The 11,747-nt window shown below is 57.2% G+C and carries 13 protein-coding genes; 3 read left to right on the top strand and 10 right to left on the bottom strand.

The window, feature by feature from the left end:
- Positions 1-520: 520 nt before the first annotated feature.
- Positions 521-1,555, bottom strand: a complete 1,035-nt coding sequence (locus PQU98_RS06375) for a helix-turn-helix domain-containing protein (RefSeq protein WP_272744069.1) — start codon at positions 1,553-1,555, stop codon at positions 521-523.
- Between the two features lie 38 nt (positions 1,556-1,593).
- Positions 1,594-2,835, bottom strand: coding sequence for a serine hydrolase domain-containing protein (locus tag PQU98_RS06370; protein WP_272744068.1), 1,242 nt, complete (start codon positions 2,833-2,835; stop codon positions 1,594-1,596).
- Positions 2,836-3,150: 315 nt separating this feature from the next.
- Between PQU98_RS06370 and PQU98_RS06365 the strand changes: the two genes are divergently transcribed.
- Positions 3,151-4,125: a class 1 fructose-bisphosphatase gene (locus tag PQU98_RS06365; RefSeq protein WP_272744067.1), complete on the top strand. Its 975-nt coding sequence runs from the start codon at positions 3,151-3,153 to the stop codon at positions 4,123-4,125.
- A 118-nt stretch (positions 4,126-4,243) separates the two neighbouring features.
- Positions 4,244-4,711 (top strand): CAP domain-containing protein, encoded by a 468-nt coding sequence (locus PQU98_RS06360; protein WP_272744066.1) that lies wholly within the window; start codon positions 4,244-4,246, stop codon positions 4,709-4,711.
- Between the two features lie 98 nt (positions 4,712-4,809).
- On the opposite strand, the gene PQU98_RS06355 is transcribed toward PQU98_RS06360, so the two are convergent.
- Positions 4,810-5,826 (bottom strand): TerC family protein, encoded by a 1,017-nt coding sequence (locus tag PQU98_RS06355; protein ID WP_272744065.1) that lies wholly within the window; start codon positions 5,824-5,826, stop codon positions 4,810-4,812.
- 34 nt (positions 5,827-5,860) lie between these two features.
- Between PQU98_RS06355 and PQU98_RS06350 the strand changes: the two genes are divergently transcribed.
- On the top strand, positions 5,861-6,010 hold the full coding sequence (locus PQU98_RS06350) for a hypothetical protein (protein WP_272744064.1): 150 nt from the start codon (positions 5,861-5,863) through the stop codon (positions 6,008-6,010).
- Positions 6,011-6,158: 148 nt separating this feature from the next.
- Here the strand turns inward: PQU98_RS06350 and PQU98_RS06345 are convergent, their stop codons facing one another.
- From PQU98_RS06345 to gap, 7 genes are all read right to left on the bottom strand, one after another.
- Positions 6,159-6,491, bottom strand: coding sequence for a BlaI/MecI/CopY family transcriptional regulator (locus PQU98_RS06345; protein ID WP_272744063.1), 333 nt, complete (start codon positions 6,489-6,491; stop codon positions 6,159-6,161).
- 2 nt (positions 6,492-6,493) lie between these two features.
- Complete coding sequence (locus PQU98_RS06340) at positions 6,494-6,889, bottom strand: hypothetical protein (protein ID WP_272744062.1); 396 nt, start codon at positions 6,887-6,889, stop codon at positions 6,494-6,496.
- 136 nt (positions 6,890-7,025) lie between these two features.
- Positions 7,026-8,063 carry a class II fructose-bisphosphate aldolase gene (gene fba, locus PQU98_RS06335; protein WP_272744061.1) on the bottom strand — a complete coding sequence of 346 codons (1,038 nt, stop codon included), beginning with the start codon at positions 8,061-8,063 and terminating at the stop codon, positions 7,026-7,028.
- Positions 8,064-8,257: 194 nt separating this feature from the next.
- Positions 8,258-9,454 (bottom strand): phosphoglycerate kinase, encoded by a 1,197-nt coding sequence (locus tag PQU98_RS06330; RefSeq protein ID WP_272744060.1) that lies wholly within the window; start codon positions 9,452-9,454, stop codon positions 8,258-8,260.
- Positions 9,455-9,509: 55 nt separating this feature from the next.
- Entirely contained in the window at positions 9,510-9,902 is a 393-nt protein-coding gene (locus tag PQU98_RS06325; RefSeq protein WP_272744059.1) for a hypothetical protein, read from the bottom strand.
- A 346-nt stretch (positions 9,903-10,248) separates the two neighbouring features.
- Positions 10,249-10,605 (bottom strand): hypothetical protein, encoded by a 357-nt coding sequence (locus tag PQU98_RS06320; RefSeq protein ID WP_272744058.1) that lies wholly within the window; start codon positions 10,603-10,605, stop codon positions 10,249-10,251.
- Between the two features lie 114 nt (positions 10,606-10,719).
- Positions 10,720-11,742: a type I glyceraldehyde-3-phosphate dehydrogenase gene (gap, locus tag PQU98_RS06315; RefSeq protein ID WP_272744057.1), complete on the bottom strand. Its 1,023-nt coding sequence runs from the start codon at positions 11,740-11,742 to the stop codon at positions 10,720-10,722.
- Between the last annotated feature and the right edge of the window lie 5 nt (positions 11,743-11,747).

The raw sequence follows: 11,747 nt of genomic DNA, 5'->3' as shown, positions 1-11,747 counted from the left end.
TTATCATCCATGTTGTGTCCGGATCGGTCGCCATCATCGGCGGGCTTTTCCTGCTGGCCCGCCGCAAGGGCGACAGGGTGCACCGCTTGGGCGGGCGGATCGTTGTGGGGATTATCACTCTGACGGTGGCCAGCGCCCTGTTTGGCGCGTTAATGTTTCGGGCGCGGCCCGATCTGATCGGCATCAGTATTCTGGTGGCCTATCAGCTATGGTCGGGGGTGAGGGCGCTGCACCTTAAAAACAACGGGCGTGAGATGGCCGATGTGATTCCGGCCCTGATGATGTTTCTGGGCGGGGTGACGCTGCTTATTCTGTCGGCCTCTGGGGGCTCGTTTTTTTGGGAGTCGGGTCTGGTCAAGGGCGTGATCGGAGCCACGCTGTTTTATGGCGGCTATGATGTCGCAAAGACCCTGCTGCCCGCCCATTGGCGTCTGTGGCTCAATCCGGCGGAACATGCCTTTAAGATGTCGGGCCTGATCGGGGCGCTGATTACGGTGGCTGCGGCCACCCTGCTTAAGGATCAGGTAGCCTTGACGGCGGTGGTGGTGTCGGGCGCCGGTTCAGTCGCAGCGATTGGGTTTGCGGTCCGGGCCGCCATGCGGGCGCGCCGGTATGCCGTGGGGGTGACGCCTTCCGAGGCCATAAACGCACGGTTAAAGGCCGACAGCGAATTGTAACCGGCCTCCAGCGCCAGAGCGAGGATGGTTATGTCCTCATCGGTTTCGAGGGCCGCTTTGATGGCGGCAATCCGGTAGCTGTTGAGATAGAGGCTGAAGTTGCGCCCACCTTCGCCCAGATGGATGATGCGGCGCAGACGGTGCTCAGGCACCTCAAGGCGGCGGGCCAGGCTGGACAGGGTAAGCGCCGGATCGCGAAAGGCTTCGTCTGTTGCCATCAGGGCACGCAGCCGGCCAAGAATTTTTTGCTCACGGGCATCGAGGGCGGGCGTAGATGATGGAGTTATTGGCGGCGCGCGCCATGTGTTCAGCAGCCGTGGGGCAAAGGCCGAAACGATAAAACTTAAGGTCAGGGTCAGGGCGGCTCCGATGGTGGCTGCCGTCTCACCTGATCCGGTGGCGGTGCCGATGGCCACTACCGGGCCGATGATGGCGCTGATGCCAATGAGGGCCACGCGCAAACGTCTGCGGCCCTCGACCATATCGTCGGACCATTTCAGGATCATCAGCCCCAGCGGTTCGCAAAACAGATAAAGCGCCAGCCCGTCATAGAGACGCGCGGCCATCGCGTCATGCGGCCAGATATAGCCGGTTAAGCCCGCCGTGAGCAGTATAACCGCCACACCTGCGTCGGTCACAGGTCGGCGCAGGGGCAGTTCAAATCCGGCCTTGAGGCTGCGGTTGCACGCCACCGGGCCCGCCAGCACCAGTGGCAAAAGCCATGCAGGTCTTTGGCTGGCCAGATAGATATAAAAAGCTGATCCGGAGATGAGCCCCAGCCGGATATCTGTCCGTCCGGGAAGATAAGCGACATGTCTCAGCCACAGCGCAATCATCAGCAGGGCAGAGGCCGTAGCGGCGGCGAGCAAGGGTAACATGACCTCACCTTGCCACGGTTTCCACTTTAAGCAATGGGTTAGGCTGAGATGGCTTCAGCCAGTCCCAGTTTCGAGGCTTCCTTGCGCAGCTTTTTCTGCATCGGCATGAACTGGGCAGCACCCGATCCGTCACAGTTATATAGGATGGCCAGCGTCAACTGGTCATCATGATAGCTGCGCAGATGGCCGGTAAAGCCATTGATCCGCCCGCCGTGGGTGGCAAAGCGTCGCTCATCCTCAAGACCCAGCCCCAGACCAAAACCGTACTCCAGCGGCTCGGCCCCACGCCGTTCAAACGCCGGTTGGCCGTTCTTCAGCAGGGCCGGGGTCATCATGGCGGCCACACTGTCGGGCTTCAGCACCTTGCCGTTCATCAGGGCATGGTGCCACAGGATCAGGTCTTCGGTGGTGGAGCGGATCGCACCGGCACCCGCGATAAACGTCGCCGACAGGGGCTTATTTTCCACAAAGCCATGCGGCGCACGAAATTCAGGGCGATAGCCGTTAGAGCCGCCGGTGATGACTGTATCCACCGTATCAATCGACGACTGCGTCATACCTGCGGGCTGGAACAACCGCTCGGCGCAGAACTGCGCGAACGACATGCCGGATAGCTGCTCAACAATAATGCTCAACAGGGTAAAGGCCGAATTGGAATAGAGCCAGGCGGCCCCCGGTTGGGCGCGGTACAGCGGCTGACGGGCGCGGATGATCGACAACAGTTCCGTACCGTTGAAATCCCGGTCGCGGGCACTGTCCAGCACCACATGGCTCTGGCCATTGACATAGTCACCCATGCCTGAGGTATGGCTCATCAACTGGGCCAGGGTGATCTTATCGGCCTTGGGAAAATCGGGCAGGAAGCGCGCCAGCGGATCATGGACGCTCAGCTTGCCGTCTTCGGCCAAGGCCATAATGGCGGCGGCGGTGAACTGCTTGGTGATCGAGGCGATGCGGAAGGTGGTTTGTGGCGTGACCTCGCGCTGGGCGGCCACATCGGCCATCCCAAAGCCTTGGGAAAACAGCACAACCCCCTTATGGGCGACCGTCAGCGACAGACCGGGCGTCAGCTTATCGTCGATCATGGTTTGCGCGATCTGGGTCAGGCTCGGCCAGTCTTTCAGGGGGGCGCGTTTCAGTGTCGGCGCTTTGGAGGCCGGTTTCGGCGCGGGCTTGGCGGTAAGATAGGGTACGGCCGCACTGCCGCCCAATGCCGCCAGCGCCATCAGCACGGTGCCGCGGCGGGTATAGCTTTTGGAAGGGGTACGAGGGTCAAACATCGGCACGGTACTCTGAACCAAACAATGAACCCTGCTCAGTCAGAGCATGGGCCGCATTACGAATCTGGGAATTGGTTAAGCTTATCCTAATGAGGAAATGGTTTCCAAATGGTTTCACACCTAAAAGGCGAGTCGTTTAAATGACGGCTTTTACGCGGCAATTAAGACCAAACCGTGATCGCCAGACTGCGCTTTGGGCGCATATCCATAAAACCGTTTTGGTGACAGCGTTTACCGGCTTGCAAGGTACGTCAAAATCGTATCAATAAATTTTGAACGCACTATTTCCCATCTCAGATTTCATAAGTGATTTTCATGCTGCCGACCTTAAACCAATTTCTGGAATCCCTGCCGGCTACGGTGCCCGCCAATCTGAAAGCGTTGGTGCTCGATATGGCCGCCGCCTGCCGCGATATCGGTCAGACGGTCAACAACAGCGCCATTACCGGCAAGCAAGGCGCGCTGGCGCAGGAAAATGTGCAGGGCGAGGTGCAAAAGGAACTGGATGTCATCGCCAACGACATGATGCTGGAGCCTGAGCGCTGGTATGGCCGCGTGGCGGCGGTGGCGTCTGAGGAAATGGATACCCTGCATCCGATAGCTGATGGCGGTGAGTATCTGCTGGTGTTCGATCCCATCGATGGGTCATCGAATCTTGATGTCAACGGCGTAGTCGGCACGATCTTTTCGGTGCTTGAGGCACCCCAAGGGCGGGCGGTGACCGAGGCCGATTTCCTGAAACCCGGCCATCAGCAGGTCGCGGCAGGCTATACGGCTTACGGCCCGCAAACGACCATGATGCTGACGCTGGGGGCAGGCACCTTCGCCTTTTCGATTGACCATGATCGCGGCGAGTGGGTGCTGATCCGCGATCAGGTCGCTATCCCCGAGGCAACCCGCGAATTTGCCATCAACATGTCCAATCATCGCCATTGGGAAGCACCTGTCCGCCGCTATATTGATGAGTGCGTGGCCGGCAAGGACGGCCCGCGTGGCGCCGATTTCAACATGCGCTGGCTGGCGTCCATGGTTGGGGATATTCACCGCATCCTGACGCGCGGCGGGGTGTTCATTTATCCGGTCGATCAGCGCACCAGCGGCAAAAACGGCAAGCTGCGGCTACTTTATGAGTGCAACCCGATCTCTATGCTGATCGAACAGGCGGGCGGGGCGGCGACCGACGGTCATCAGCGTATTCTCGATATTGCACCGGCCGCCCTGCATCAGCGCACCGGCGTCGTGCTGGGTTCAAAAGAAGAAGTCGCGCGAGTCACGCAGTATCATGGTTGAGTTTTCTCCTCCCCATAAATGGGGCGGAGGAAGACGCAGCCCTATCAAAGCCATACTCATAGGTGAAATCTGCTCCAAGGTATGGAGGTGAGCTTTGCGTGTTTTAAGTTTGCTTATTATGGCGGGTTTATGGGCCGGGCCGGTGGCCGCTCAGGACTATGACGACAATGGCAATGTCGCCCATGTCTTTGATCTGATTAATGCCGAACGCGAGGACAGGGGCTGTGATCCGCTAAACTTCGATCCGCGCTTAGCCCGCGCCGCCCAGCGTCATGCCGATGCTATGGCGCGGCAAAATTTCTTTGCCCACAAAGGCCCGGACGGCACATCGGCAGGGCAGCGGGCGGTATCCTCCGGCTATCGCTGGATCATGGTCGCTGAAAACATCGCCGCCGGTCACATGCGCCCTGACGATGTGGTCGATGGCTGGATGAACAGCCCCGGCCACCGCGCTAATATCTTAAGCTGCACGATGACGGACACCGGCATCGCCCTAAGTTATCAGCCCGACGACCGGCCCTTGGCGGGGCAAAAGCAGGCCTATCGCTGGTACTGGGTACAGATTTTTGCCAAACCCGCGCGTTAGTCTTTAGTCCCTCGCCGGGCGGTGGCTCTGCCACCTTGGCCGCCGCCGCAATGGCGGCTTGAGCGGAATGATTCTATGAAGGATCATTCCGACCATGTTTACTCCGGCTTGTCCGTAGCATCCTTCTTAGAGTCGAACGGGAAGGCCCCATGCGGCGTATCGCTTTTCGGCTTGATCAGGACTGACAACAGCATGGTCACCGTCAGGATCGCCGCCGTGCCGCCCAGCGACCACTCGATCGGCACCTTATAAATATCCAGCAACAGCATCTTGGTGCCTATAAACACTAGTACCAACGCCAGACCGTAGGGCAGGAGATGGAATTTCTCATGCAGGCCCGCCAGCAGGAAGTACATGGCGCGCAGGCCCAAAATCGCAAACACATTCGAAGTCAGGACGATAAACGGGTCGGTGGTGATGGCAAAGATCGCCGGAATGGAATCGACCGCAAACACCACATCGATGATGCCGATCAGGATAACGACCACCAGCATCGGGGTCGCCATCTTCAGGCCGCCCACCTTGGTGAAGAACTTTTCGCCGTCGAAATTCGGGGCAATGGTAAAATGTTTGCGCACCCATTTCAGAGCCGGATTGGCCTCAAGGTCAGGCTCATCACCGGCCGCCAGCCACATCTTGATGCCGGTGAACACCAGAAACGCCCCGAACAGGTATAGAATCCAGTGGAACTGCGCGATCAGCCAGGCGCCAACCAGAATAAGCGCCCCGCGTAAGACCAGCGCCACCAGAATCCCGATCATCAACGCGCGTTTCTGGTATTCGGCGGGCACCGCGAAATAGGTGAACAGCATCAAAAAGACGAAGATGTTATCGACCGCCAGCGCCTTTTCGACCACATAGCCGGTGATGAATTCCAGCGCTTTGGTGTCGGCAAGTTGTTTGGCCGCCAGATCTGCGCCCGTGCCGCCCATGTACCACCACAGGAAGCCTACGAACACAAAGCTGACCGATACCCAGATCAGCGACCATATGGTGGCCTCTTTCATAGAGACCTTATGGGCGCCCTGTTTGTTCATGGCGAAAAAGTCGATCAACAGAGCGACAACAACAAAGGCCGCAAACAGCGACCATAATAACGGCGTACCGACAGACATATTGGAACCTCAACAGGCAGACAGGGTTTCAGGCATGGACATAGTGCCCAAACCCCCGGTCTTGCCGCCCCGCTGTGTAAAGCGGGTTACCGTGCCGGAAGTCCTGATGCAGGACTACGTGCTGACGACACTGGTGGAACCTGAGAGGTGGTTCCGGCTACTCCCCAAGGAATGGCGCTATTAATCAGAAACCGGTCTGGCCTGTCAATGTATCAGACAACGGCGGTGCACAAAAAATGATGCCGCCGGGAAAACTATCCAGTGGTTGGCGTAGGGCCAGTTTACCTTAGCGCGGGGATGCCTCGCTTAGGAGTTGTTGAGAGACGTGTGGATCAGATCTTTATGCGCTCAGCGATAAACGCCGTGAACGCCTCAGCATCATTGCCGAACAGTCGCTTGATAAGGTCGCGAATTTCGGCCTCGGCATAGCTGTCATGGGTAATCTGGGCATGATAGCGCAGAATGCCGTCATCACGCTGAGACCGGATCGCGCCCTTGTGCATCAGGCGGGCGATCAGGGTTTTTATGGTTGAATCCCCCCAGTCGCGACCGGATCTAACGTCGCTGATCAGGCGCGTGGGCGTTAGCGGGCCGTGCTGCCAAAGCGCCGTCAGAATGACGCTTTCAGCATCTGTAATGTGAAGGGGAATATGAGGCGCGGTCACGCCTATTCTCCAAGTACAGTACGGTCGATGCGGGCCTCAACCGCCCAGTTGGCAATGACCGCTACCGAGCCTGTGATCAGTCCCAGCAGGATCAGGGCCATGATTTCGGCATATCCCGGCGCCAGCACAGCAATGGGCGGCAGGGTGCCGACGTTCGACAAACCGATGGCCATGTTCAGGCCACCGAACGCGGCACCGACAAAGCCAGCCAAGGGGCCACCCAGCCGCAATCCTTTCAGGTAGGCTGAACCACCCGCAAGGCGCGGGCCCTGCGATAGCTTGCGCAAGCAAATGACAATAGCGGCGATTGTGGCGATCAGTAACGCAAGGATCAGGAATTGAACCGGCAGTGCGGCATCCAGAAAAATGGTAACGGGCGTAAACGGGGTATTGGACATGGGTTTCCTCCGGACTACATTTGTAATCTTATCAGTCTACAAATGTAGTCCGGAGTCAAGCCGATTGTGAGCAAGGCCAAATAAAAAAGCCCTGCCGGTGAGGGCAGGGCATTGTTACGTAAAGGCGTGGGCCTGATTACGAATAGTATTTCGCCATCGAGGCCAGCGAGCGGGCCTTGATCTTGGAGGCATTGCCGGCTGTGCCAAACTGTACGAAGCGGTCATGACAGACCTTTTGCATCGCTTCCTTGGCGGGCTTGAGGTAGCCGCGCGGGTCGAAGCCTTCTGGGTTTTCCATCAGGTATTTGCGGATCACGCCGGTAATGGCCATGCGGCAGTCAGTGTCGATATTGATCTTGCGCACGCCGATTTTGATGGCTTTTTGCAGTTCTTCGACCGGCACACCGTAGGTTTGCGGCATCTTTCCGCCATAGGCGTTGATGACGTCCTGAAGTTCCTGCGGCACCGACGACGACCCGTGCATCACAAGGTGGGTGTTGGGCAGGCGCTTATGGATTTCTTCGATCACGTTCATGGCCAGCACTTCGCCGTCCGGCTTGCGTGAGAACTTATAGGCGCCGTGCGAGGTGCCCATCGCGATGGCTAAAGCGTCAACACCGGTTTGGGCCACGAAATCAACGGCCTGATCCGGGTCGGTCAGAAGCTGCGAGTGGTCGAGCACGCCTTCGGCGCCGTGACCGTCTTCGGCTTCGCCCATGCCGGTTTCCAGCGATCCCAGCACACCCAGTTCGCCTTCGACCGACACGCCGCAGGCATGAGCGAAATCGACGACGGTCTTGGTGACGTTGACGTTGTATTCAAAATCAGCCGGGGTCTTGGCATCAGCCTTGAGCGAGCCGTCCATCATCACGGATGAAAAGCCGTTTTGAATGGCGGTTGCGCAGGTAGCCGGCGAATTGCCGTGATCCTGGTGCATCACCAGCGGAATTTCCGGATAGATTTCAATCAGGGCCTCAATCATCTTGGCCAGCATGATGTCGTGGGCGTAGTTGCGGGCCCCGCGGGAGGCCTGAATGATCACGGGCGATTCTGTGGCGCGGGCGGCATCAAGGACGGCCAGCCCCTGTTCCATATTATTGATGTTAAAGGCCGGTACGCCGTAATTATTCTCGGCTGCGTGGTCGAGAAGCTGGCGTAAACTGATACGAGCCATGGAATTTTCCCTCTTTCATGCTTCGTGTTTACAAATGGCCGCCGCGTCAAAATATGCCAGCGCGGCGAAGGTTATGGTCTTTAGTTTTTGGTCATGGCCGCCTGTTATCGGCCCTTTTTATGTTTTTTGTCATTATGGGCCTCAAAGGATTAAAAATCCAATCCTTTGAGGTGGTTACTCACTATTACCTGTGCTTAGCCGTTCAAGGCTGACACACCGGGCAGTTCCTTACCTTCCATCCATTCAAGAAACGCGCCACCGGCGGTTGACACAAACGTCATGTCATCAACGACACCGGCATGATTGAGAGCGGCGACCGTGTCACCGCCGCCGGCAACGGCGGTCAGAAGCTTTGCCTTGGTTTGCGCTGCCGCAAAATGGGCGGCGGCAACCGTGGCCTTATCAAATGGCGGCAGTTCAAATACGCCCAAAGGGCCATTCCAAATAAGGGTTTTAGACTTAGAAATTGCGTCCGTCAGTATATCCACGGTCTTCGCACCTGCGTCAAATATTTTATCGTCAGGGGTGAGCGCGTCATCAATCGACAGTTCACGCGACGGGGCGTGGGCCTTGAATTCCTGTGCGACGACCACATCGACCGGCAGCAGGATTTCGCAGTGGTTTTCATCGGCCAGCTTCATGATCTCACGGGCTGTGTCGGCCATGTCCTTTTCACACAGCGACCCGCCGATGTCGTAGCCGAGCGCATAAAGGAAGGTATTGGCCATGCCGCCGCCGATCGACAGGGTATCCAGACGGGTGACGAGGTTTTTCAGCAGGTCAAGCTTGGTTGAAACCTTAGAGCCACCGACAATGCCGATGACCGGACGCACGGGCGTGCCGAGCGCGGCATCGAGCGCCTCTAGCTCACGGCGCATGGACTCACCGGCATAGGCCGGGATCAGGTGGGCCACACCTTCGGTCGAGGCATGGGCGCGGTGGGCGGCGGAGAAGGCGTCGTTGACATAGATGTCACCCATAGCGGCCAGTTGCGCGGCGAATTCGGGATCGTTTTTCTCTTCGCCGGCATGGAAGCGGACGTTTTCCAGCAGGATCACGCCGCCGTCGGCCATATTGGTGATCAGGGCCTTGGTTGCATCGCCCACGCAGTCATCGCTGAACGATACCGGCGCTTCCAAAAGGTTCGACAGGGCGGGGGCGACGAAAGCCAGCGACATTTCCGGCACGACCTTGCCCTTGGGGCGGTCAAAGTGGGCCAAAAGTGCGACCTTCATGCCTTTTGAGGTCAGTTTCTGAATGGTCGGCAAAGCGACGCGCAGGCGGGTATCATCGGTGATTTTTCCGCCATCGACGGGGACGTTGAAATCAACCCGCACCAAGGCAGTTTTGCCGGCTACGTCTTTGAGGCTGTCCAGGGTTTTAAAAGGCATGATTTTTCCATTCTCGCTCTGTCTGCCTTCGGATTAGAGCAAGAACCGTATGAATTCAATGCACGATCGGGACCGCTTTCAGCAATTTCACCGCCCCGTAAAACGTACCGGCCATCAGCAAGACCTGAAAGAAAACGGTTAGCGCGATTTCAAGCATCCCGGGATAGATAATCGGTTCGGAGCGTTTCTGATGGCGAAGGGCTAAAGCAATATAAAAACAAATACATAGACCATAGAAAATCAACCCGAAGGCGATCGTGGCGACCTTAGCACCCGTAATGCCGGTCGAAATATAGATGTATCTGAGAAAGATATTCATCAGGGTGGCCGTAACCAGAGTGAGCGCCAGTGCGCCCATGCTGGAAAACGGCTTAATGGGTTTGGGGCAGCTCTCACCGGAGTCTTGCGCCGGTGGTGGTGGAGTGAATATCTGCTGTAAAACGTCCATGTCATCCCCCGATGCTGTTAACCATTATTTACACGGACAAATACATCTTTCAAGCGAGAAAGGCGCATGTATGATCGGCTGGAGAGAACTGAGGGGATTTGGTTTAGAACCTCCCCTCTTGGAGGGGAGGGGGACCGCAAGCGTTAGCGCAGCGGTGGTGGGGTAAAGGCGCCATACGTTTTACGTCAAAATTTAACCCCACCACCGCATCTCATTGCTTCGCCATTTCGCGCGGTCTCCTCCCCTGAAATCAGGGGAGGTTTTAAAGGAACGCTCGGCTAAATACATCTTCAATATAAAAAGGTGAGGACGATGACGTTGGTGAGAGCTTAGGGGCCGGAAGTTGTCAGGCGATATGTGCACCAATGTCTATCCAGTCTCGCCCGTTGGGAAGCGATGAAACCAAGGTCACAAAGACCAAAAGGCTAACAAAAATAATAATGAGTTGGAGGAAACCGAGTGCCCAAATCGCTACAGTCGTGGGCAAGCCATTTTGCTTTTTTGAATCATTGGCGCGTCCCACAAAGATCATAAGATAGATGATCGGTGTAAAGACAAAGCCAACAGCTATCTGACTCCCGACGTAAGGAATAATCATAGATCCAAATGTTATTGGAAACCATAAGAAGCCTGTAATCGCAGATAGCAACAACCATTTAGCGACACTGAACCGAACGACTTGGGGCTGTTTGCTTTTGTCCATTATCTAACCATTAAAGTGCCACAGTCGCATAGCTTTAACCCCACCCGTCCCTTCGGGCCACCCCGCTCCGGCGGCCCGGTCCCCTGCATCAGGGGAGGTTCTTAAGCCATGATCCTAGAGGAATTTCCCAAACGCGACCGCCGTGTCCGCCATGCGGGTCGAGAAGCCCCATTCGTTGTCGTACCAGGTCAGGATACGCACCAACTGACCGTCGATCACTTGGGTTTGCTTGAGCGCAAAGGTCGATGACGCCGGATTGTGGTTGAAGTCCGAAGACACCAGAGGCTCATCCGTATAGGCCAGTACGCCCTTCATCGGGCCGTCAGCGGCGGCGATGATGGCGGCATTGACTTCTTCGGCGGTGACCGGGCGCGACGGCACGATTTTCAGGTCAACAACCGAAACGTTTGGGGTCGGCACGCGGATCGATGACCCATCCAGCTTGCCCTTCAGTTGCGGCAGAACCAGCCCGATAGCCTTGGCCGCACCGGTCGAGGTCGGGATCATGCTGAGGGCTGCGGCGCGGGCGCGGTACAGGTCCTTGTGCATGGTATCGAGCGTCGGCTGGTCACCGGTGTAGGAGTGGATGGTCGTCATATAGCCACGCTCAATGCCGCACAGATCGGATAAGACCTTGGCGACCGGCGACAGGCAGTTGGTGGTGCACGAAGCGTTGGAGATGACCACATCATCGGCGGTCAGGGTGTCGTGGTTGACACCGTAAACGATGGTTTTGTCGGCATTGTCGCCGGGGGCCGAGATGATGACCTTCTTGGCGCCGGCTTCGACGTGGGCCAGAGCCTTTTCCTTGGAGGTAAATATGCCGGTACATTCAAAGGCAATGTCGACCTTAAGCTCTTTGTGCGGCAGTTCGGCAGGGTTCTTGATCGCGGTTACCTTGATCGGGGCGTAGGTCTTGCCATTGGCGGTAATGACGATGGTGTCGCCGTCGACCTTAACTTCGGCCGGAAACTTACCGTGGACCGAATCGTAGCGCAGCAGGTGCGCATTGGTTTCCACCGGCCCCAGATCGTTGATCGCGACCACTTCGATGTCGGTGCGGTTATTCTCGATGATCGAGCGCAGAACCAGACGACCGATGCGGCCAAACCCGTTAATCGCAACACGTAACGCCATATTTT

It is taken from the genome of Asticcacaulis machinosus, from assembly GCF_028550435.1.
Classification (GTDB): domain Bacteria; phylum Pseudomonadota; class Alphaproteobacteria; order Caulobacterales; family Caulobacteraceae; genus Asticcacaulis; species Asticcacaulis machinosus.
This window is presented reverse-complemented; position numbering and strand designations above follow the sequence as displayed.